The following is a 21,987-nucleotide window of genomic DNA, read 5'->3' as shown; positions in this document are numbered from 1 at the left end:
GCGGGCGGTATGGCTGACCGCTACCCCAGTCCTTGCAGCTCCGCAGGCTCCAGCTGGTCTGCCCTCCGTTCGATGGCACCCCAAGCCATCAGCCCCTGCCGATGCCGTCCAGCTCGGCCATCACGTCCTCGCCAAGCGTCAACTCCGCCGCTGCCAGGTTCTCGCGCAGATGACCCAGTGACGACGTACCGGGAATCAGCAGGATATTGGGTGCACGGGCGAGCAGCCACGCCAGCGCGACCTGCATCGGCGTGACGCCGAGACGCGCAGCCACGTCGGAGAGCGTCTGCGATTGCAGCGGACTGAAGCCGCCGAGCGGGAAGAACGGCACGTAGGCGATGCCTTGCGTGACGAGTGCATTGACGAAGGCATCGTCTTCGCGATGAGCCAGATTGAACTGGTTCTGCACGCAGACCACGGGGGCAATGCGCTGGGCTTCGGCCACTTGCGTGGCAGTGACGTTGCTCAGACCCAAGTGGCGGATCAAACCCTGCTGTTGCAACCTGGCCAGTGTGCTGAACTGCGGCTCGATCGATCCTTCGGACGGCGCGTGCACGTTGCCCATGATGCGCAGGTTGACCGCATCCAGCACGTCGAGTCCGAGATTGCGCAGGTTGTCGTGCACGGCCTGCTCCAGTTGCGCCGGACTCTGTGCCGGATTCCACGAGGCATCGTCACCACGCAGCGCACCAACCTTGGTGACGATTACCAGATCGTCCGCATACGGGTGCAGCGCCTCGCGGATGATCTTGTTGGTGACATGCGGACCGTAGAAGTCGCTGGTGTCGATGTGATTGACGCCGGCTTCCAGCGCCGCGCGCAACACCGCCAACGCGGCAGCATGGTCCCTGGGTGGCCCGAAAACGCCGGGGCCGGCGAGCTGCATGGCGCCGTAGCCCATGCGGTTGACGGTGCGGTCGCCGAGCGGGAACGTGCCGGCTTGCTTGAGGTGGCTCATGTCTTGCTCCTGGGGGCTATCGATCATGGGGAGGAACCGACTATAGGCGCGTCCTTCCTGCACGATAATCCGCCACAATCCGCACGGGCTGTACGGAGTGCCGAACAATGGCAACAGACATGCGGGACCTCCTCGCCTTTCTGGCGGTGATGCAGGCGGGCGGATTCCGCGAGGCTGCGCGAACCGGCAATGGCTCGGCCTCGCAATTGAGCGAGGCGGTGAAACGCCTGGAGACGCAACTGGGCGTGCGCCTGCTTCATCGCACCACGCGCAGCGTGTCGGCCACCGAAGCAGGCGAGCGTCTGGCCGAACGACTGACGCCGGCACTGGCCGAAGTGCAGGCCTCGCTCGACGTGGTCAATCATTTCCGCGACAGCCCCGCCGGCACGCTGCGACTCAACGTGCCGGCCAACGTCGCGCGCACCGTGCTGCCACCGATCATCACGCCGTTCCTCAAACGCTACCCCGAGATCCGGCTGGAAGTGATCGTCGAAGACAGTTTCGTCGACCTGCTGGCCGCCGGTTGCGACGCCGGCATCCGCTACGACGAGCGCCTTGCGCAAGACATGATTGCCGTACCGATCGGCCCGCGCACGCAACGACTGGTGACCGCCGCCGCGCCCGCCTATCTCGAAGCCCACGGACGCCCCGAGCATCCACGCGACCTGCTGCAGCATGCCTGCATGCGCGGCCAGTTCTCCGGCGGCGCGATACCCGTCTGGGAGTTCGAGCGCGACGGCGAAATCGTGCGCATCGACCCGCAGGGACCCTTGCAGGTTCGCCAGGGCGCCGCCTTCGACCTGGCCGTGCAAGCCGCCATCGACGGGCTCGGCATCATCCTCTTGTTCGAGGATTGGCTACGCCCGCATTTCGAAAGCGGCGCCTTGATACCCGTCCTCGAACCCTGGTGGCAAAGCTTCAGCGGCCCGTTCCTGTACTACTCCGGACGCCGCCATCTGCCGTCGCCGCTGCGGGCGTTTGTAGATTTCATTCGCGAAGCCTGACCACCGACGATCCGGAGCAATTTCCGCAATCGCCGCAGAAAAAGCACGGTGCGCAGATCTTGTTGCCCGGCACACGCGGGAAAAAGCTCCGCAGCCCGAGAAAAAAGCTCGGCCGACCGAGTAAGTAATTCGGCGCGCCGAGCAGATGAGCTCGACGCTCCGACAAAAAATCTCGTGCTTTCGAGCAAATAGCTCGAACCTCGGAGCTTTTTGCTCGGACTGCCGAGAAAATTTCTCCGGATGCCGGGAGAAAGGTCCGGCGAATCGAGAATCGGGGTGGTATGACCGAGTTGAAAGATTCGCAGTATGGTTAGCCCTGCCAAGGAGCACTCAGGGGGAGTGATATGGCGAAACGCAAACAAAGCGGCATCGAGCAGATAGCCTCGATGCCATGGCAGGCAGGTGTCCTACTCGGTCTGATCGGTTATCTCGCCATCCGCTACGGCGTCGGCTTGTATGTCGGCAGCCACACCGATCCACTTTCCGCAGGCATCGCCAAGGATGCCCGCGACGGCATGCTGGCGCCGCTCGCATGGATGTTGCTCGTGGGCTGCTGGATCGGCGCGCTCGCCTCATTCTTCAACCGGTGCAAGCGCCGCCGGCTCCTCGATTCGCAGACCGGCATCGAAAGCCTGCGCGCCATGCGCTGGAGCGAATTCGAGATGCTGACCGGCGAAGCGTTTCGCCGCCAAGGCTACGCCGTCGAAGAAACCGGCCTCGGTGGTGCCGATGGCGGCATCGACCTGATCCTGCGCAAGAACGGCCAGACCACACTGGTGCAGTGCAAGCAGTGGCAGAACTGGCAGGTCGGCGTCAAAGTCGTGCGCGAAATGTACGGCCTGCTGGTGCACCACAAAGCCGCCTCCGTGAAGATCGTCGCCCTCGGCGACTACACCACGGACGCACAGCGTTTCGCTCAAGGCAAACCAATCGAGCTCATCCATGGCGGCGAACTGATCTCTACGGTGCGTTCGCTGCAAGCCTCCAAGGCACGGGCTGCAGGACCGCTGGACTCGCCGCTTGCGCTGAGTGGAAGCATGGTCGCGAGTTTGCTGGTGATCGGCGCATTTTCGGTCACCACGACCACGCCACCACCCGTCATCCCGCCACCTGCTGCCATGCAACCCACAGCCCAACCGATGCCAGCGCTCACGTACCACCCCGCCGTAACATCACCGCCGCGCCAACAATCGACGATTTATATGAACGATTCGCAGGACGACGCACAGCTGCGCGACTGGAAGAAACGGAATGCGGAGTCGATGAAAATTCTGGAGAAGACGACGAAGGAGATGCCGTTGCGCTGACGTCGTCTCGCACCATCATGTCTAGAATGAAATGTCTATGAGCCCAAACTTGCTAAGCCCCGTCCTGAAATTTTACGTCCTCCCTGATGCTATGCGGCTAACTGCGCATCTGCTTAGCAACCATCGCAGTGCAGTCGCGCCAAATGAGACGGACGACTACCACTGTTTCCGCTGGTCGGTTCGTTATTGGCAGAGTCCGTAGTTGCCAAGTTACTTCTCAAGGAAACCATCGTGATCGATTCGATTAACGTTCCGCCAAATGCGTTTGTCAGCAAAGGAAACTGGACCGCCGAACAGCTCAAGCTAGCATTCTATTTCTACTGCCAAACGCCTTTCGGCAAGCTGCACAGCAGGAACCCGCAGATTATCGAACTGGCGAAGCTCATCGGTCGTACGCCCAGCGCTCTAGCGATGAAATTGGTCAACTTTGCCAGTCTCGATCCTTCGATCACCGGAACCGGTCGCAAAGGTTTGAGCGGCGCATCGGCGCTAGACCGAGAAACTTGGAACGAATTCCACGCCGACTGGGAGCGCCTTACGGTCGAATGTGAGCAGCTACGCCAGCACCTATTACAAGAGCATGGCTTATCGGCACAGGTGCCATCCGCACGCGCTGACGAGTTTCCACTCACCGACTTCACTGGCGAAACACGCCAAGCGATCATCCAGCAGCGCGTCAAACAGAACTTCTTCCGTCGTGCCGTCCTCAGCAGCTATCGCGACCGCTGCTGCATCTCCGGTGTATCCGACAAGCGCCTACTCATTGCGAGCCATATCGTGCCGTGGAGCGCCGACAAAGCGAACCGCCTAAACCCAAGCAACGGCTTGTGCCTGTCCGCGATACACGACAAAGCTTTTGACAACCACCTTTTCACACTCAGTGACGACTGGCAGGTCGTGCTCTCGTCGCGCATAAAATCCAGCAAAGACACCTTCCTACGTGAGGTGTTCTGGCCAAGCGAGGGCAAGCAAATCGAAATGCCCGAGCGCTTCGCGCCCGATCCGTCATTCATAGCAAAACATCGACGCACCATGCTTGACTCATACCCTATCGACTGAGGTCAGCCAGTGAGCGACGAATACATTTCCGAAGACGAATTCTGGGATGACTGGGGCGTTATCCAAACGTCCGATGGTGGCATGTTCGATTTCGACGACGTCAAAGATGAGCCGCTCGAACGCGTGTGGACCATCGTAGATACCGGTGCTTACGAAGATGAAAACTGGTACGCCATGCCGGGGTTTCACATCGTAAACAAGCTGGGCTACATCATGACCCGACGCGAGTGGACTTCGGACACTCCTGATGCCATCTATTTTCGGCATGAGGACGAAGACGATGGCGAGCGCCAAGTCTTCATTTATCAGTACCGTGACGCCTCGAATTACAAGGCCGGTGGTATGTTGCTTCTTTACGGCGCAAGCCGAGACGTTGAAGAAGATCTAATCCGCGAGTGTTGTGACGCGGATGGATGCTTCGTTGCCGAGCAAGTCGGAGTGCCCGCACTGTGCGATCAGCTCTTTACCTTTGGTGGTGGTCCTACCGATGACGATCACGCTTTCCATGAATTTCAGGGCCTCCGCCCGGCCACAGCAGAAGAAATCGCTTCGCTCCCATTGTGGGGTGGCCTGCGAGATCTGACATGCCGATTCCTACGCACGGATGGCAAATGGGATTGCTCATTGTCTCCCAACTGCTTCTGATTCGATTTGGAGACGGCGTAGTCACTCGCGTTGGATACGTTTGCCCGCGCAGCGGGCGCACCGAGTGCGGGCCAGGATGGCCCGCCGCTCTACCCGGGGCCCCTGTGCGGCGGTGAGCTGGGGACGACAGGCCGCGTAGCGGGAATCGGCAGGAGGCCGATTCCTTTTCGCCAGCACAGGGATGTGCTGTCGAAAAGCCCGGCCACAGCTCACGGACTTGCCGGGCATGGATGCCCGGCAAGCGCCAAGCGGGGTGGCCTTCTCTTTGGTTACCTTTCTCTTGGCCACGCAAGAGAAAGTAACTCGGGCCGCGCAGCGGCACGAAAGCTCTTGCTCGTCAGCGGTGAAATTCGCACCGATGAACCGGCGACCAATCAGGGGCAACACCTCGGGCTTGTCGCCTACGCTCCCGCAAACAACGCCTGGATCCGGCCGTAAGGCATAGCACCAGTAGCCAGCGACTCGGAGCGCCCGCTATCGAGAAAGTCCCGCGCCAGTGTTTCCGCCTGCCCCCACAGCATCTGCGAAATGCCGGAGCCTGCGCTGAAGCGCCGCACGCCGAGCTGACCCAGCTCGTGGACCGGCATCAGGCCCGGCCACGCCATCACGTTGAGCGGCAATCCTGCTCCCGCGACGATGGCCTGGATCTCCGCCGGTTCGTGCAGGCCGGGAACGAACAAGCCGTCGGCACCGGCGGCGCGATAGATCGCGCCGCGTGACAGCGTTTCATCGACTCGTCGCGAGGCATCGGCCAGGTTGGCCAGATACACGTCGGTGCGTGCATTCACGAAGATGTCCGAACCTGCCTTTGCTGCAGTGTTCTTGATCGCTTCGATTTTCGCGGCGAGCACGGCCGGCGCGTGGGAACCGTCCTCGATATTGATGCCGGCGACGCCGACATCGAGCAGTCGCCGGATCGTCTCGCCTACTGTCGCCGCATCATCGGCGTAGCCGTTTTCCATGTCGACCGACAACGGCACCGTGAGGACGCGCGCGATGCCGGCTGCGGCATGGATCGCGGCGTCCACCGGCAGCTTTCCTCCATCCGCGTAGCCAAGCGCCCAGGCCAAACCCGCGCTGGTGGTGGCGATGGCCGCAGCGCCCAGGCTTTCGAACAACCTGGCACTGCCGGCGTCCCAGGCATTGGGTAGCCGCAGTGGCCGCGGACCACTATGCAATTGACGGAAGATGGCTGCGTTCGCTGACATGTCGAGCTCCGATGCATCACCGATGGGGACGTGCATTCTGCTTGAAGTTTCATCACGGCGACAGGCACGCATTTGCAACGGTTCGCAGTGATATCGCGAAGCGCACACCTACCCCCTCTCCCCAGCCCTCTCCCGCAAGGGGAGAGGGGGTAAAGAAAAAGCCCGCCGAGTGGCGGGCCTCTTCATATCAGCAAGGCGCTCCGCGCCTCACCCCAGCAATACTCGATTCATCCGCTGCACAAATGCCGATGGATCCGGCAACTGCGCACCCGCTGCAATCTCCGCCTGCTCCAGCAGCAGCGTAGCCAGATCCTTCGCCTTCGCCTCGTCGGTTTCCGCCTCGACGCGCTTCAACAACGCGTGCTGCGGATTGATCTCCAGTGTCGGCTTGTTGTCGGGCATGTCGTGGCCGGCTTCGCGCAGCAGGCGGGCCAGATGCGGAGCCATCTCATAGTCGGCAAGCGCGAGGCAGGACGGTGAATCGGTGAGGCGGGCGGAGACGCGCACGTCGCCGACGCGATCGCCGAGCAGCTCTTTGAGTTTCTTGACCAGCGGCTCGGCCTCCTTGGCGGATTCCTCCTGCTTTTTCTTGTCCGCTTCGTCCAGCGGCAGTTCGCCCTTGGCGACGTTCTGCAGTTTCTTGCCGCTGTATTCGCTCAAGGAACCGAGCATCCATTCGTCGATGCGGTCGGACATCAGCAGCACTTCGATGCCCTTGGCCTTGAACGCTTCCAGCTGCGGGCTGCCCAGCGCGGCGGCGTAGCTGTCGGCGGTGATGAACCAGATGGTGCCCTGGCCCACCGGCATGCGGCCGATGTAGTCGTCGAACGAGACGGTTTGCGCGCTGCCGTCGCCCATGGTGGAAGCGAAGCGCAGCAGCTTGGCGATGCGCTCGCGGTTGTTGGCGTCTTCGCTGATGCCTTCCTTGAGCGTGTTGCCGAACGCCTTGTAGAAGGTGGCGAATTTCTCTGGCTCGTCCTTGGCCAGTTTCTCGATCAGGTCGAGCACGCGCTTCACGCAGGCGGACTTGATGCGCTCGAGCTGGCGGTTCTGCTGCAGGATCTCGCGGCTGACGTTGAGCGGCAGGTCGTCGGCATCGACCACGCCGCGCACGAAGCGCAGGTAGTTCGGCAGTAGCTCTTCGGCCGCGTCCATAATGAAGACGCGCTTGATGTAGAGCTTCAGCCCCTTGCGCTCGTCGCGACCGCCCATCATCAGGTCGAACGGCGGCTGCGACGGGATGTAGAGCAAGGTGGTGAAGCTCTGGCTGCCCTCGACGCGGTTGTGCGTCCACGCCAGCGCGTCGTTGAAATCGTGGCCGAGCGACTTGTAGAAGCTCTGGTAGTCCTCGTCGCTGATCTCCGACTTCGGCTTGGTCCACAGTGCCGAGGCGGCGTTGATGGTTTCCCATTCGTCGGTCGGCTTGCCGTCCTTCTCCACCGGCATGCGGATCGGGAAGGCGACGTGGTCGGAGTACTTGGTGATCAGCGAACGCAGCTGCCAGCGCTTGAGGAACTCGTCCTCGTCGGTCTTCAGGTGCAGGATGACGGACGTACCGCGCTCGGCCTGCTCGACCTGCTCCAGCGAATACTCACCCTTGCCGTCGCTCTCCCACTTCACGCCGTCACTTGCCGGCGCATCGGCGCGGCGGGTGATGACGGTGACCTTGTCGGCGACCACGAAGGCGGAATAGAAGCCCACGCCGAACTGGCCGATCAGTCGCGCGTCGGCCTTCTGCTCGCCCGACATCGCTTCCAGGAAGCGCTTGGTGCCGGAGCTGGCGATGGTGCCGATGTTGGCCACCACCTCGTCGCGGTTCATGCCGACGCCGTTGTCGCGGATGGTGACGGTGCGCGCGTCCGGATCCCAACTCACGTCGATATGCAGCTCACTGTCGCCGGCCATCAGCTCGGGTTTGGCGATCGACTCGAAGCGCAGCTTGTCGCAGGCGTCGGAGGCGTTGGAGATCAGCTCGCGCAGGAAGATTTCCTTGTGCGAGTACAGCGAATGCGTGACCAGGTGCAGCACCTGGGCGACTTCGGCTTCGAATTTGCGGGTTTCGGCGGGTGCTGTCATGCGTGGATGTTCCGTTGATGCGTTGATTAAGGAAAATGGCCCTCCCCCTGCAAGCAGGGGGAGGTTGGGAGGGGGTTCGCTTTTGATCTTGAGTTGACTTCGTGGCGAAGAGCAACCCCTCCCCAGCCCTCCCCTGCAAGCAGGGGAGGGAGTTAGTCAAACGGCGTTCTGCAACGCGGCGATGCGCTCGTCCAGCGGCGGATGGCTCATGAACAGTTTCTTGAAGCCGTCAGCCAGCGGGCCGGAAATACCGAACGCGGCGATGGTGTTCGGCAATGTGCTTTCACCATGGTTCGCCTGCAGCCGCTGTAGTGCGGAAATCATCGCGCCCTTGCCGGCGAACTTGGCGCCCGCCGCATCGGCGCGGAATTCGCGCCAACGCGAGAATGCGGCGACGATCATCGAGGCGAACAGGCCGAACACGATCTGCAGCACCATCACCACCACGAAGTAGCCGATGCCACCGCCGCCACGGTTGTCGTCGCGGCCGCCTGACATCCAGCTGTCGACCAGCCGGCCGACGATGCGCGCGGCGAGGATCACCAGCGTGTTCAGCACGCCCTGGATCAGGGTCAGCGTGACCATATCTCCGTTCGCCACATGCCCGATCTCGTGACCGAGCACGGCGGTGACCTGCTCGCGATCCATCTGCTGCAGCAGACCGGAGCTGACCGCGACCAACGAGCTGTTTTTCGTCATGCCAGTGGCGAACGCATTCATTTCCGGCGCGTCGTAGATCGCCACCTCGGGCATGCCGATGCCGGCGTTCTGCGCGTGGCGGCGCACGGTATCGACCAGCCAACGCTCGGTCTCGTTCTGCGGCTGGGTGATCACCCGCGCGCCGGTGGTCCACTTGGCGATCATCTTGGACATCGCCAGCGAGATGAAGGCGCCGCCCATGCCGAACACGGCGGCGTAGGCCAGCAGACCGCCCATGCCGCCATAGCCGCGGGCTGCAGCCATCTGGTCGATGCCGAACAGGTGGCAGACGATGCTCAGCAGGAGCAGGACGGCGAGATTGGTACCGATGAACAATGCAATGCGACGCATGGCTGTCTCTCTTGGGTGTGGCAGTCATGAAAGGGATACACGTCGGTGTAGACACTGGCGCGTGGATGAAAATTCGGGGCGCAAGTGCACAGTTTCAAGGGTGTGGGGTGTCTGTCGACGGCGGAGCTGTGCCTTAAAATGGCGGCATGACCTACCACGGCCGCTTCGCCCCCTCACCCACCGGACAACTGCATTTCGGCTCGCTGGTGGCAGCGGTGGGCAGCTGGCTGTGTGCGCGGCACGCCGGCGGGCAATGGCTGGTGCGGATGGAGGATATCGACCCGCCGCGTGAAGTGGCTGGCTCGGCCGCAAGCATCCTCGCCGCGCTGCCGGCGTTCGGGCTGGTGGCAGATGCACCGCCGCTGTTCCAGTCGCAGCGCATCGAGGCGTATGACGTGGCGTTCGAGCAGCTGCGTGCGGCAGGCCAGTTGTTTCCGTGCTGGTGCAGCCGCAGTGAGCTGGCTGCCGGCGGCGGTTTGCATCGCGATGGGCAGTGTGTGGCCGCCGCCGACCCGGATCGGCTGCCGGCATGGCGCCTGCGCGTGCCGGACATCGAGGTGGCTTTCGACGACGCGCTGCTGGGGCCACAGCACGAAAACCTGCGCGAGAGCGTCGGCGACTTCGTGATACGCCGCGCCGAGGGTTTCTATTCCTACCAACTGGCCTGCGTGGTGGACGATACGTTCCAGGGCATCACCGAAGTGGTGCGCGGCAGCGACTTGCTCGATTCCACCGCGCGGCAGATCTGGCTGCAGCGCTGCCTGGACCTGCCGACGCCGGCGTATCGGCATCTGCCGCTGGTGATGGGGGCGGACGGCCGCAAGCTGTCCAAGTCCGAGCAGGCCAGCCCGGTCGATCCAGCAGACCCGCTGCCCGCGTTGCGACAGGCGCTGGCGTTCCTGTCGGTGCCGGTCCTGGCTACCGCGACCGAGGTGCAGGATTTGCTGGCGCATGCGCTGGCAAATTTCGATCCCGCGCTTTTGCCGCAGTGCAGCGGTCACTCTTTCGCCTGAAAGGCTATAAATGCGCAGACGCGCCGGCTTCGTGACCATGGCTGCAATCTTGGCCTGTCATGCTCCGACGCCACAGCCTTCCGCTACACCTTCTTCAGGAGATCAGGGACATGACACAGCGCACGGCATTGGTCACCGGCGGCACTGGCGGCATCGGCAGCGCGATCATCCGCTACCTCGCCGGCCAAGGGCATCGGGTCGCCACCAATTACCGCGATCAGGCCAAGGCCGAGGCATGGCACGACGCGATGGCGAAGGACGGCATCGAGGTATGCATGGTGCAGGGTGACGTCACCGATCCGACCGCCTGCGACGCGATGATCCGCGCGATCGAAGAGAAATGCGGCCCGATCGACATCCTGGTCAACAACGCCGGCATCACCCGCGACAGCACCTTCCACAAGATGAACTACCAGCAGTGGACGGACGTGATCAGCACCAATTTGAACGCGTGCTTCAACGTCACCCGCCCGGTGATCGACGGCATGCGTGCGCGCAAGTGGGGCCGCATCGTGCAGATCAGCTCGATCAACGGTCAGAAGGGCCAGTACGGTCAGGCCAACTACGCCGCCGCCAAAGCCGGTATGCACGGCTTCACCATCTCGCTGGCGCAGGAGAACGCGAAGTTCGGCATCACGGTGAACACCGTCTCGCCGGGCTACGTCGGCACCGACATGGTGATGGCAGTGCCCGAGGAAGTGCGCGAGAAGATCGTGGCGCAGATTCCGGTGGGACGCCTTGGTCGGCCGGATGAGATCGCACATGCGGTGGCGTTCTTCACTGGCGATCAGGCCAGCTGGATCACCGGAGCGAACTTGGCGATCAATGGCGGGCATTACATGGGTTGGTAAGTGCCGCTTCCCCTCTCCCCTGCGGGGAGAGGGTTGGGGTGAGGGGTCACGGTCGACTGATGTTGCATCAGAGCACGCTTCGATCCTCCTCGCCGCGAGCACCCGCCCCTCATCTGCCCTGCGGGCATCTTCTCCCCAGAGGGGAGAAGAATCACGGTTGGAGCAACTTCTCCAGCACCTTGCCCACCGCTGCAAACGCAAACGCGCCAGTGACATGCGTGGCCGCGCCCAGCCCTCCACCACAGGCAAGATTCAACGCATCCCCGCCCGGCGGCCGATTGCCGCACACGGTGCCGTCCGGTTGTGGGTATTGCACGTTCTGCAACGAGTACACCGCGGACACGCCGAAGTAGCGATCAGGATTGCGCGGAAAGTTGAAATCGGTGCGGAGCTTTTTGCGGATCAAGCTGAACATCGCATCGTGCTCGGTGCGCGACAGGTCGCGCACGCGGATCTGGGTGGAATCGGTGCGCCCGCCGGCCGAGCCCACGCTGACGATCGGCAGCTTGCGCCGACGGCACCAGGCGATCGTCTCCAGCTTCACGCGGAACGCATCGCAGGCATCCAGCACCACGTCGTAGCCGCGATCGAGCAGTTCGTCCAGTGTCGATGGCGTGAGGAAACGTTCGATCGGCTCCAACTGGATCGCCGGATTGATCGCCTTCGCCCGCGCCGCAATGACGCCCACTTTCGACTTGCCGAACTCGCCGTCCAGCGCATGCAGCTGGCGGTTGGTGTTGGACACGCAGACTTCATCCGCGTCGATCAGGGTGAGCCGGCCCACGCCGCTGCGCGCCAGTGCTTCGGCCGCCCATGAGCCGACGCCGCCAATGCCGATCACGCATACATGCGCCTGCGCCAGCGTGGCCACACTGCCGGTGCCGTAGAGACGTTCGACGCCGGCAAAGCGTTCGGCCGGAAATTCCATCTCGCTCATGCCGGCAGGCTGCCGACGGCGCGCTTGATCGTGTTTGTGAGTGTCACGGGTGTGGCCTGCTGCGGTATGACGGCCATTTTATCGCGTGCGGCGTCGACGCGGGTTATTCTTGCGGCTCTCTTCGTCTGTCACGGAATCGAACCGATGCGCGTTGCCCTGTTGATCTTGCTGGGACTGGTGATTGGCGTGCTCGGCACGAGCCAGGTCATGAACGCGCTGGCCGCGCGCAATCCGATGCCGAAGGCAGTGATGCATACCATGGGTTATCACATGGGCGAACTGAGCCATGCACTGAAGGCCAAGCAGTGCGACGCGGCGACGATCCAGCATCACCTGGAACGCCTGCAGTCCACCGCCACCGACATCGTGCCGGTGTTCGGCATCGACGAAAAATCGTTCACCGACAAGGCGGGCGAGTTGCAGACCCATCTGCAGCAGGCCGTGCAGGCGGCGCCGGCGGATTGCGCGGCGCTGGCTGCGGTGGTCAAGCCGATCGGCGAAACCTGCAAGAGCTGCCATCAGCAATATCGCTGAACTGTAGTGGTCAAGGAGCACCGCTTTGCTCCTCCCCCTGCTTGCAGGGGGAGGCTGGGAGGGGGTTGCACGAGCTTGCGCGGAAGATCAAGAGCAACCCCTCCCCCGACCCTCCCCTGCTTGCAGGGGGAGGGAGCAAATCGCTCAGAAACTGACTTTGCCGCGCAGCATCTGCCCGTACATCACCCAATCGCCGAGCAGGCTGTACAGCGGATGCTTGAAGGTGGCCGGCCGGTTCTTTTCGAAGCCGTAGTGGCCAATCCAGGCGCAGCCATAGCCGAACACGGGCATCAGCCACAGCCAGCTCAGCTGGCCGGTGAACAACGCCACCAGCACCACCGCAATCACCAGGCTGCTGCCGATGAAGTGCATGCGGCGGCAGCTGCGGTTGCTGTGTTCGCTCAGATAGAACGGGTAGAACTCGGCGAAGCTGCTGTAGCTGGACATGGTGGACGTGGGCTCCGTGGTTGATTGATCCGATTATTCCGGCAGCGGAATGAACTCGTCCTCGTCGCCCGTTACCTTGCCCCAGCGTTGCGCCTGCCAGTCGAGCTTGGCCTGTTCGATACGCTCTTTCGTGCTGGCGACGAAGTTCCACCACAGATGCCGCTCGCCATCCAGTGGCGCACCGCCGAACAGCAGCAGCCGACTGTCGCTGTGTGCATGCAGCGACGGTGCCGAAGGTCCGGTCTGCACAGCCATCTGGGTAGCAGCAACGTCCAGATCGCCCCAACGAACCGCTCCGTCGACGACAAAGACGCCACGCTCGAGATGCTCCTGCGGCAAGGCCAGTTCGGTGCCGGCATCGAGGCGCACCTCAAGCAGGAACATCGGCGCGAACACCTTGACCGGTGCCTGCTGTCCATAGGCACTGCCGGCAATCAGCACCGCCTCCATGCCCGGCTGACGAAGCGTCGGCAAGCTGGCGCGCTCATGGTGGTGAAACTCCGGCGCGATCTCGGCATCGGCCTGCGGCAGTGCCACCCAGATCTGCACGCCATGCAGCGCCTGTCCATCGCGACGCTCGTCCGGCGGCGTGCGTTCCGAATGCACGATGCCGCGGCCGGCAGTCATCCAGTTCACTTCGCCGGGACGGATGTCGGTCACGCTGCCGATGCTGTCGCGGTGACGGATCGCGCCGTCGAACAGCCAGCTCACCGTAGCCAGCCCGATATGCGGATGTGGCCGCACGTCCATGCCGCTGCCCGGCGCAAACGTCGCCGGTCCCATGTGGTCGAAGAACACCAGCGGGCCGACATGGCGCGCCTGCAGCACTGGCAGCATGCGACGCACGGTGAAGCCATCGCCGAGATCGTGCAGGCGGCCTTCGATCAGGATCGGGTTCGCTTCCATCATGTTCTCCGTCGCTTACCAGGCACGCCGATACTGAATTGGCGCTTCGATTTTTGCATCGAGCTGTTGGGCCGCGCGGCGCGGAAAATACGGATCGCGCAGGCTTTCGCGCGCCATCAATACCACGTCGGCTTCGCCGGTGGCGACGATCTGCGCTGCTTGCTCGACCTCGGTGATCAGGCCCACAGCACCGGTGGAGATGCCGGCTTCGCGGCGGATGCGCGCGGCAAACGGCACCTGGTAACCGGGTGCCAGCGGAATCGTCACATGCGGCAGCAGGCCACCGCTGGAAACGTCGATCAGGTCGACGCCGAGCGGCTTCACCTGCTGCGCCAGCTGCACGCTCTGCTCGATATCCCAGCCACCCTCATCGGCCCAGTCGGTGGCCGAGATGCGCAGCCACAGCGGCAGCTCGGCCGGCCATACTTCACGTACTGCAACGATCACTTCGCGCACGAGACGGCTGCGATTCTCGAAACTGCCGCCATAGTTGTCACTGCGCTGGTTGCTCAGCGGTGACAAGAATTGATGCAGCAGGTAGCCGTGTGCCGCGTGCAGCTCGATCAACTGAAAGCCAGCCGCCAGCGCCCGCTGCGCGGCCGCACGGAAATCCGCGACCACGGCGCGAATACCGGCCTCATCCAGCGCCTGCGGCACGTTCCAGCCCTTGTCGAACCGCAACGCTGACGGCGCCACGGTCAGCCAGTCGCCTTGCCCGGCCGGCACCGGCCCATGTCCTTCCCACGGTCGCAACGTGCTGGCCTTGCGTCCGGCGTGCGCCAGTTGAATGCCGGCGATCGCGCCTTCCGCCTTGATGAAGCGAACGATTGGTTGCCACGCATCCTGCTGGGCCTGGTTCCACAGGCCGGTGTCCTGCGGCGAGATACGGCCCTGCGCCGAGACCGCGGTAGCCTCGGCGATCACCACCGCCGCACCACCGACGGCACGGCTGCCCAGGTGCACCATATGCCAGTCATTCGGCAGACCATCGATGGCCGAGTACTGGCACATCGGCGAGATCACCAGGCGGTTGCGCAGGCTGAGGCTGCGCTGGGCGAACGTGTCGAACAGATTCATCGGGAATTCCAGCGGGGGGCAGCCCATCGAGATGCAGGCGCGCTGCCATGGAATCAAGCGAACGTATCGGCAGGCGTGGTGACCGCGGCGTCTTGTGCGGCGAGCCAGCGGGCGATGTGGGTGGCGATCGGTACCGGCGTTTTCATCCAGCCAAAATGATCGGCCGGGCCGCCCAGCTCCTGCGGCGTGATCACATCCATGCTGCGTTCGGCCGACCCCAGCTTGCCCAGCAGCCAGTCCAGCGACGCCTGTGGCGCGAGCCAGTCGTCACGCAGGCGCAAAGCCAGCGACGGCAGTTGCAGTGACGCCAGTTGCCGTTCGAAGTCTTGCGTCATGCCGACCGCCGCATAACGGCCGGTGCGCCCCGTGCGTGCCCAGTCGGCAATCACCCCACGCGCCTCGTTGCCACCGAAGCCGATCCGGCGTCCGGGCAGATAACCCAGCAGGCCAGCCAGCAACGGCGCCAGTGCATATGCCACGCCAATCAGCCAGCCATGCCGGAACCGGCGCCAGTACGGCGCCCCGCTAGCCACCAGCAGCAGGCCGGCGAACTCGGCTGGATGCAGGCTGGCATACAGCGAACCGAGCTGACCACCGAGGCTGTGCCCGCCCAGCCAGCAGGTCGCCTGCGGCCAGCGCTCATGGACTGCGGCCATACCGGCAGGCAAGTCCTCCTGCAGCAGTTCGCGATAACCCCAGTTGCCATCGCGGCCGGCGCGCCGATTGCTGGAACCGATGCCGCGCCACTCATGCACCACCACCGCCACTCCGTGCGCTGCCAGTGCTCCGGCCAGCGGCAGGTAATGTCGGGCCGGTATGCCCATGGCCGGGACCCAGTACAACAACTGACGCCAGCCGCCGGCGGGCTGGACCCCCAGCAATTCGAAACGGGAACCGTCGGCGGCCACCACCGGGATCAGCTCCGGCTCGCTCGCTGCAGCCATGACATTTTCAACGGGATGATCAGACATCCCGACAGGCTAGCGAATTGGCGCGACCACTACAAAAAAAAGAGGCCGGCATCAGCCGGCCTCTTCAAACAGATTCCGCCACCGCAATCAAACGGGCGTGACGTCTTCAGCCTGCAAGCCCTTCTGGCCGTCGACGACCTTGAAGCTCACCTTCTGCCCTTCCTGCAGGCTTTTGAAACCCGAACCCGTGATGGCGCGGAAATGCACAAACACGTCAGGGCCATTCTCCCGGCTGATAAAGCCGAAACCCTTGGCGTCGTTGAACCACTTGACTGTTCCTACTTCACGATCCGACATGACTCACTCCGATCCATTACCAGACGCTGAGACAAACCGGCCCCAACGGGCCGACGGTTTACTGAGCATGCAGGGTCGGGTGCAACGGGCGGATTCAGGAAACCCAAGCGGGGCACGCACGTAGCCAAGCAGACGCAGTGGCCCAAGCATAACGGATTTCATGCATACAAGTGATTTGTCAAGCAGCTTGTCATGGCCATTATCCGGGCAAGAAAAAACCGGGCATTACTGCCCGGTTTCCCTTGCAAAACATGGCGATCAGGCTGGGGTCACTTCGTCGGCCTGCAGGCCTTTCTGGCCCTGCACCACCTTGAAGGAAACCTGCTGACCTTCTTGCAGGCTCTTGAAACCGCCGCCGGTAATGGCGCGGAAATGCACAAAAACGTCCGGGCCATTGTCGCGGGCAATGAAACCGAAGCCCTTGGCGTCGTTGAACCACTTGACGGTACCGATCTGACGATCAGACATGATAATCACTCCACTGGGTTTATAGACTCAACCTGCACCATGCGGCAGGCCGGCTTACTGGTGTGCAAGGAAACAACCCTGGGGTGAACGATGAGGCAGATCGCGGATCGGCTGCATCGGGTCACAAACTCTGCTGACCCCGGCAAACTCAGTGGGCGGATCATAACGACAGAATGGGGCGGATGCGAGATGGCGAAACCCGGTACGAAATCAGCTCGATTCGTCTGAATTTTGTCGATTTGGGCAGCAAATTCAGATTTCCTTTACCTCGAACCATGTCTAGTGTGAATAAATCCCCTGATCCACTGCCGGCATACCGCTATGGTCGCCGGCATGGTCGCCAAGCTTGAGGAGTGCCGCTAATGCCTACCCTGACCCGTCTGACCCTGGCCGCCATGATCGGTGGTCTGTTGTTGACTGGTTGTGCCGAGCACAAGGCCACCCGGACAACGACTACCTCGACTGCCGCGACATCCTCTGCCACCACCTCAAATACACCCGCCACCGGCACCAGCAAGACCCATCAGCAACGCCGGACCGTGAATGCCAACGGCCATATCACCACCACGGACGTCGACCTGCCTGAGCACACCGGCATTCCAGCTTGCGACGATTATCTGTCCAGCTATCTCGCCTGCCACCGTGCGGCGGCCATTTTCGCGCCGGACCAATTGCAGTCGCGTTACGAGGCGATGCGCACCAGCCTGCTGCGTGATTCAGAGAATCCCGATATCCGCCCGCAACTGGGCGCGCGCTGCAATTCGCTGGCCACCCAGTTGCGCCAAGCACTGCATGGCAAGTCGTGCGCGGCAACTCCGGCGGCAGCCAGCAGCACGCCCTGATCCGGGGACGGGCCCCAATCAGTGAGTGCCGACGGCGCTCACTGAGCAGCATTCAAGGCGGTGCGTAACGCCTTGGCCAAGACCACCGGCTGGGTGCGACCCAACCGGATTTCCGGGGTACCGTGCCAGTGGGCCGTGTCGGCAATCGCCTTGGCCACGGCCTGTACCAGCGCCGGTGTCGGCGCCACGCCGGGCTCCAGAAACAGCGCCTTGATCTCGAACAGGCCGTCGCCGCGATGCGCCTTCGCATCGAGTCGGCCGATCAATCGGCCACGATGCAAGATCGGCAACACGAAGTAGCCGTAGCGACGCTTCGCAGCCGGCGTGTAGCACTCGATGGTGTACTCGAAATCGAACATCGCCAGCGCCCGCGCGCGATCCCATACCAGCGGATCGAACGGCGACAGCAGTGTGGTATGCGTGGCGCGCAAGCGGCCGTTCAATGCCTTGTCCAGCACATCGGCGTGATCGCGATGCACGTAACCCGGCGTTGCCCAGCCCTGCACCGGCACTGCCAGCAGTTCGCCAGTGGCCAGCAGTGGTGCCAGCTCGCGATCGGTGACCTTCGGCTTCAGGCGGAAGTAGTCGGCGATCCAGCCGGCCGGCGTCACGCCCAGCGCACGTACACCGTCGACGATCGCCCGTTGCCGCAGGTCCGCTGCAGATAACTCGGCGGTTGTCGGATCGAACGGCGGATCAAGCCGGGCCAACACATGCTCGGCGAGGTCGTATACGCGCTGGAAATTCTCGCGTCGCGCCACCATCAGTTCGCCCAACGCAAACCAGGCTTCCAGCCAGCGCTTCTCCGGCTTCCATTCCCACCAGCCTGGTTTTGCCACGCCATCCTTGCGCACAAAATCTGCCGCGCGCACCGGGCCGGATTCACGAATACCGGCCAGCAGCGCATCCATGTCGGCGCGTTGCTCACGATGCATGCGTGCGGCGTGGCGATGCGCCCAATGATGCGCACGCTGGTCGTGTCCGCCACGATGCCATGCCACATCGGCGGCACTGATGAAGCAGGCCTCATGTGCCCAGCACTCGGCCAGCTGACCCTGTGCCAGAGCCTCATCCAGCCACGTCATCGGATAGTCACCGAGCCGGGCGTGCAGCACCAGGTAGGGGCTGCGCGCCACCACATGGATGGTGTCGATCTGCAGCAGGCGCATGCGTTCGATCATCGCCACGACATCGCTGCGCCGTGGTCGCCGCCGCAACGGTTGCAACAGGCCTTGTGCGTCCAGCTGCAGCAGGCGTGCCTGCGCCAGGCTCAATACGCGGCGATCAGCTGAAGCTGCGCTCAACGACACGGCAGCTTCACGGCTTCATGACCAAGATATTGAGCCGGCATTTACAAAACCCTTGTTAGCGTGATCCCGAGTTGGGCGCCCGGCAACGGGGATCCCGCCTGATGGATTGCGGATATCCGCACAATCTCACGCACGTATTCTGGCATGGAGTATCGATCATGAAATCTCGCAAGCCGCTGTTGTCCACATTGATTGCCGGCACGCTGATGTTCGCCGGCACGCTGATCGCCCAAGACACATCGCCGCCACCGCCGCCGCAATCGACCATGCCGGAGGCCCCCCCAGCTCCGGCAACCGCCCCGATGCCGCCTGCCGCAACGATGCCCGCCAGCGCGCCGACTCCCCCTACACCACCGGACGGCCAGGCAGCGGCGTATCCGTCACCCAAGGGTGATGTCGTCGTGCAAAGCAGCCCGGCCCCGGCTCCCACAATTGGTCCGGCACCCACGTTCGAACAGCTGTCCGGCGGCAGCAAGTCGATTTCACCCGAACAAGCCAGCGCGTACCCGCCGCTGGCCAACGACTTCATCAACGCCGACCGCAACCGCAACGGCAGCATCAGCAAGTCCGAATACATCAACTGGACCAAGCAACTCTGAGGGTTCGCGCCATCGAGCCGGCCATGAGCAGCATCATGGCCGGCTCGCGTTTGCCGGTTTAGGTTATGCCCTCCTGCTCAATGGAGCGCATGACCTAGACTCGTGCCTCGACCGTCCGCCAGGGAACCTCAGCTCTTGATGAAGCCTCATTCCGCCATCCTGCCGCTGGCACTGGCCGCCGGCCTGTTCGCCCCGTCCAGCCATGCGCAGAATCCGGACCCGACCGATATCCGCGCCTGCACCGCGATCGAAAGCGATGCCCAACGATTGGCCTGTTACGACCATTCGACCGGCCGGGTGAATCTGCCGGTCGCGCAGAAGCGGGTGGACACGGCAACCGCCACACCGAGCATCTTCAGCCGCGACCGCAAGGACGCGACCGCCGCGGTGGTCACCAACACCGAGGTGGCACGACCGCTATCGCTGCTCGACAGCCGCTGGGAACTGTCGCCCGAGAGCAAGCTCGGCACCTTCAACATCCGCGGCTACAAGCCGGTGTTTGTGTTGCCGGTGTTCGCCACCAGCAACCAGAACAAACAGCCGCACAGCCCGAACCCCGACAACACGGTGGCGCAGAGCGAGCAGTTGGACAATGTCGAGACGAAATTCCAGCTCAGCCTGAAAACCAAGGTCTGGCAGGGCGTATTCGGCGATGCCGGCGATGTGTGGGTCGGCTACACCCAGTCATCGCGCTGGCAGGTCTACAACGCCGCGCAGTCACGACCGTTCCGCGAAACCGATTACGAACCCGAGGCGATGCTGGTGTTCAACACCAACTATCACCTGCTCGGCTGGGACGGCCGTCTGCTCGGCATCGGCATCGACCATCAGTCCAACGGGCGCGACAATCCGCAATCGCGCAGCTGGAACCGGATGATCGCGAACATCGGTTTCGAACGTGATGGCTGGACCGTGATGTTCCGCCCGTGGTGGCGCATTCCCGAAGCACGCAGCACCGACGACAACCCTGACATCAGCGACTACATGGGACGTGGTGAGGTCCAGATCATCCGCGAATGGCACGGCCAGGAATTCGGCATGATGCTGCGCGACTCGTTCCGCGGCGGCAGCCGCCAACACGGTGCCGCGAAATTCAGCTGGAGCTTCCCGCTCGTCGGCAACCTGCGTGGCTATGCGGAAGTGTTCAAGGGCTACGGCGAGAGCCTGATCGACTACAACCACAACGCCACCTACGCAGGCCTCGGTATCTCGCTGCTCGAGTGGTATTGAACGCGACGCTCAACGCCACCAGCCGGTTTTCATACCGGCGAGAATCTTCAGCATCTGTCCCTTGGCCCATGGCATCCGCCCGAGCGGCCCGAAACCGAGATCGCGCAACCGGGCCAAGCCATCGCGTTCAGATTGAAATATCGGTGTCAGCCAGCGACTGAGCCGCTGGTACACCGCCACGTGGTGCCGTCGTGCGCGTGGATACAGCTGTAACGCCAACTCGATGTCGTTGGTAGCGGCGAGCGCATCGGCTAGCGCCTGGGCATCCAAAAGCGCCATGTTTACCCCCTGCCCCAGTTGCGGGCTCATCGCATGGGCCGCGTCGCCGATGAATAGCGTGCGTTCGTGCACTGGTGTGCGCAGCACGACGTCGCGATAGCGTGCCCGTTGCAGTTGCTGGGGCGCGTCGATGGATGCAAGCAGTGATAACGCCTCGGGCCACAGCACCCTCACGCGCTCGCGCAAGCGCGTCAGTGCCGCGTCATCGAACGCATCTGCCTGATCACCTGGCAGGCTGAAATAGAAGGTAAGCCAACGGCCGTCGCGATCGACCCGTCGCCCCACCGGCAACAATCCGATCATCTCGCGGGTACCGCCGTAGCGCTGCTGAAGTACATCCTGGTGCGGCCATTCGTCTGCCGGCAACAGGCACCACATGGCACCCCACGGATACGTCGGCTGGCGCTGCACCAGCTGCGGCATCGATGCACGCAACCGTGAGTGCGCGCCGTCGGCAACCACGATCAGATCGAACGGGCCATAACGCTGGCCGTTGCTGTCGCGCAGACAGCGACCATCCGCTTCGATGGTTTCGATGCTGACGCCGGTGCGGATCTGCGCCGCATCCGCATAAGCGTCCCGCAACAGGGTGAACAGGCTGCCGCGAGTCAACCCAAGGCCGAAGCAGTCGGCAGCGTGGTCGGCATAGCGCATGTCCATCACGCAGCGGCCATGCACATTGCAGCCATACAGCCGTTCGATCCGCTGCCCCTGCGCCAGCACCTGCTCGTGCAGGCCAAGCCGGGCCAGCACACCGAGGCCGGTCGGCTGCAGCAGGAAGCCGGCGCCGACCGGACCAGGTGCTGCGGCCTGTTCGAACACGCTCAGCCGATGGCCTTGTTCCGCCAGAAACAACGACGCCGCCTGACCGGCGGCGCCGTAACCCACAATCGCAATATGCCAGCGTCCATGCATGGCG

23 protein-coding genes are annotated in these 21,987 nt (G+C 63.1%); 10 read left to right on the top strand and 13 right to left on the bottom strand.

What is annotated here, in order from left to right; genetic code table 11:
* Window positions 1–88: 88 nt before the first annotated feature.
* Window positions 89–958, bottom strand: coding sequence for an aldo/keto reductase family oxidoreductase (locus IE071_RS02885; RefSeq protein WP_189439661.1), 870 nt, complete (start codon window positions 956–958; stop codon window positions 89–91).
* Between the two features lie 107 nt (window positions 959–1,065).
* On the opposite strand from IE071_RS02885, the gene IE071_RS02880 reads away from it, so the two are divergent.
* The 4 genes from IE071_RS02880 to IE071_RS02865 all read left to right on the top strand — a co-directional run bounded on the left by IE071_RS02880 (window position 1,066) and on the right by IE071_RS02865 (window position 4,973).
* Window positions 1,066–1,962, top strand: a complete 897-nt coding sequence (locus IE071_RS02880) for a LysR family transcriptional regulator (RefSeq protein ID WP_189439660.1) — start codon at window positions 1,066–1,068, stop codon at window positions 1,960–1,962.
* A 344-nt stretch (window positions 1,963–2,306) separates the two neighbouring features.
* The gene (locus IE071_RS02875) at window positions 2,307–3,269 is read left to right on the top strand and encodes a restriction endonuclease (protein ID WP_189439659.1); all 963 of its coding nucleotides are present in this window, start codon (window positions 2,307–2,309) and stop codon (window positions 3,267–3,269) included.
* A gap of 231 nt (window positions 3,270–3,500) precedes the next feature.
* Window positions 3,501–4,328 carry an HNH endonuclease gene (locus tag IE071_RS02870; RefSeq protein WP_229792711.1) on the top strand — a complete coding sequence of 276 codons (828 nt, stop codon included), beginning with the start codon at window positions 3,501–3,503 and terminating at the stop codon, window positions 4,326–4,328.
* Between the two features lie 9 nt (window positions 4,329–4,337).
* Window positions 4,338–4,973, top strand: a complete 636-nt coding sequence (locus tag IE071_RS02865; RefSeq protein WP_189439658.1) for a hypothetical protein — start codon at window positions 4,338–4,340, stop codon at window positions 4,971–4,973.
* Between the two features lie 401 nt (window positions 4,974–5,374).
* Here IE071_RS02865 and IE071_RS02860 read toward each other — a convergent pair whose 3' ends face one another.
* The 3 genes from IE071_RS02860 to htpX all read right to left on the bottom strand — a co-directional run bounded on the left by IE071_RS02860 (window position 5,375) and on the right by htpX (window position 9,307).
* Complete coding sequence (locus tag IE071_RS02860; protein WP_189439657.1) at window positions 5,375–6,181, bottom strand: isocitrate lyase/PEP mutase family protein; 807 nt, start codon at window positions 6,179–6,181, stop codon at window positions 5,375–5,377.
* A gap of 207 nt (window positions 6,182–6,388) precedes the next feature.
* Entirely contained in the window at window positions 6,389–8,257 is a 1,869-nt protein-coding gene (htpG, locus tag IE071_RS02855) for a molecular chaperone HtpG (RefSeq protein ID WP_189439656.1), read from the bottom strand.
* A 156-nt stretch (window positions 8,258–8,413) separates the two neighbouring features.
* Window positions 8,414–9,307 (bottom strand): protease HtpX, encoded by an 894-nt coding sequence (htpX, locus tag IE071_RS02850; protein WP_189439655.1) that lies wholly within the window; start codon window positions 9,305–9,307, stop codon window positions 8,414–8,416.
* A 146-nt stretch (window positions 9,308–9,453) separates the two neighbouring features.
* Here htpX and gluQRS point away from each other — a divergent pair, with 146 nt between their 5' ends.
* Together gluQRS and phbB are read left to right on the top strand one after the other, a co-directional pair.
* Window positions 9,454–10,320: a tRNA glutamyl-Q(34) synthetase GluQRS gene (gene gluQRS, locus IE071_RS02845; protein ID WP_189439654.1), complete on the top strand. Its 867-nt coding sequence runs from the start codon at window positions 9,454–9,456 to the stop codon at window positions 10,318–10,320.
* A 110-nt stretch (window positions 10,321–10,430) separates the two neighbouring features.
* Window positions 10,431–11,171 (top strand): acetoacetyl-CoA reductase, encoded by a 741-nt coding sequence (phbB, locus tag IE071_RS02840; RefSeq protein WP_189439653.1) that lies wholly within the window; start codon window positions 10,431–10,433, stop codon window positions 11,169–11,171.
* Between the two features lie 151 nt (window positions 11,172–11,322).
* Here the strand turns inward: phbB and IE071_RS02835 are convergent, their stop codons facing one another.
* Window positions 11,323–12,108, bottom strand: a complete 786-nt coding sequence (locus tag IE071_RS02835) for a tRNA threonylcarbamoyladenosine dehydratase (protein ID WP_189439652.1) — start codon at window positions 12,106–12,108, stop codon at window positions 11,323–11,325.
* Between the two features lie 144 nt (window positions 12,109–12,252).
* Between IE071_RS02835 and IE071_RS02830 the strand changes: the two genes are divergently transcribed.
* Entirely contained in the window at window positions 12,253–12,642 is a 390-nt protein-coding gene (locus tag IE071_RS02830; RefSeq protein WP_189439651.1) for a cytochrome c, read from the top strand.
* Window positions 12,643–12,786: 144 nt separating this feature from the next.
* Here the strand turns inward: IE071_RS02830 and IE071_RS02825 are convergent, their stop codons facing one another.
* From IE071_RS02825 to IE071_RS02800, 6 genes are all read right to left on the bottom strand, one after another.
* Window positions 12,787–13,089, bottom strand: a complete 303-nt coding sequence (locus tag IE071_RS02825) for an Mpo1-like protein (protein ID WP_189439650.1) — start codon at window positions 13,087–13,089, stop codon at window positions 12,787–12,789.
* A gap of 33 nt (window positions 13,090–13,122) precedes the next feature.
* Window positions 13,123–13,995: a pirin family protein gene (locus IE071_RS02820; protein ID WP_189439649.1), complete on the bottom strand. Its 873-nt coding sequence runs from the start codon at window positions 13,993–13,995 to the stop codon at window positions 13,123–13,125.
* A 15-nt stretch (window positions 13,996–14,010) separates the two neighbouring features.
* Window positions 14,011–15,072: an NADH:flavin oxidoreductase/NADH oxidase gene (locus IE071_RS02815; protein ID WP_189439648.1), complete on the bottom strand. Its 1,062-nt coding sequence runs from the start codon at window positions 15,070–15,072 to the stop codon at window positions 14,011–14,013.
* 53 nt (window positions 15,073–15,125) lie between these two features.
* The gene (locus IE071_RS02810; RefSeq protein WP_189439647.1) at window positions 15,126–16,043 is read right to left on the bottom strand and encodes an alpha/beta hydrolase family protein; all 918 of its coding nucleotides are present in this window, start codon (window positions 16,041–16,043) and stop codon (window positions 15,126–15,128) included.
* Between the two features lie 87 nt (window positions 16,044–16,130).
* Complete coding sequence (locus IE071_RS02805; protein WP_007507924.1) at window positions 16,131–16,340, bottom strand: cold-shock protein; 210 nt, start codon at window positions 16,338–16,340, stop codon at window positions 16,131–16,133.
* Window positions 16,341–16,598: 258 nt separating this feature from the next.
* A complete protein-coding gene (locus IE071_RS02800) occupies window positions 16,599–16,808 on the bottom strand; it encodes a cold-shock protein (RefSeq protein WP_189439646.1) in 210 nt (69 codons plus the stop codon).
* A gap of 362 nt (window positions 16,809–17,170) precedes the next feature.
* Between IE071_RS02800 and IE071_RS02795 the strand changes: the two genes are divergently transcribed.
* On the top strand, window positions 17,171–17,650 hold the full coding sequence (locus IE071_RS02795) for a hypothetical protein (RefSeq protein ID WP_189439645.1): 480 nt from the start codon (window positions 17,171–17,173) through the stop codon (window positions 17,648–17,650).
* A 38-nt stretch (window positions 17,651–17,688) separates the two neighbouring features.
* On the opposite strand, the gene IE071_RS02790 is transcribed toward IE071_RS02795, so the two are convergent.
* Window positions 17,689–18,960, bottom strand: a complete 1,272-nt coding sequence (locus IE071_RS02790; RefSeq protein ID WP_229792710.1) for a winged helix-turn-helix domain-containing protein — start codon at window positions 18,958–18,960, stop codon at window positions 17,689–17,691.
* 158 nt (window positions 18,961–19,118) lie between these two features.
* On the opposite strand from IE071_RS02790, the gene IE071_RS02785 reads away from it, so the two are divergent.
* Complete coding sequence (locus IE071_RS02785; RefSeq protein WP_189439644.1) at window positions 19,119–19,559, top strand: hypothetical protein; 441 nt, start codon at window positions 19,119–19,121, stop codon at window positions 19,557–19,559.
* Between the two features lie 138 nt (window positions 19,560–19,697).
* On the top strand, window positions 19,698–20,789 hold the full coding sequence (locus IE071_RS02780) for a phospholipase A (protein ID WP_189439643.1): 1,092 nt from the start codon (window positions 19,698–19,700) through the stop codon (window positions 20,787–20,789).
* 9 nt (window positions 20,790–20,798) lie between these two features.
* On the opposite strand, the gene IE071_RS02775 is transcribed toward IE071_RS02780, so the two are convergent.
* On the bottom strand, window positions 20,799–21,983 hold the full coding sequence (locus tag IE071_RS02775; protein ID WP_189439642.1) for an FAD-dependent oxidoreductase: 1,185 nt from the start codon (window positions 21,981–21,983) through the stop codon (window positions 20,799–20,801).
* Between the last annotated feature and the right edge of the window lie 4 nt (window positions 21,984–21,987).

Origin of the sequence: Rhodanobacter panaciterrae, assembly GCF_014651895.1 — a bacterium.
GTDB classification, from domain to species: Bacteria; Pseudomonadota; Gammaproteobacteria; order Xanthomonadales; family Rhodanobacteraceae; genus Rhodanobacter; species Rhodanobacter panaciterrae.
The sequence above is the reverse complement of the archived record's forward strand: the minus strand, read 5'-3'. Positions and strand labels throughout refer to the sequence as shown.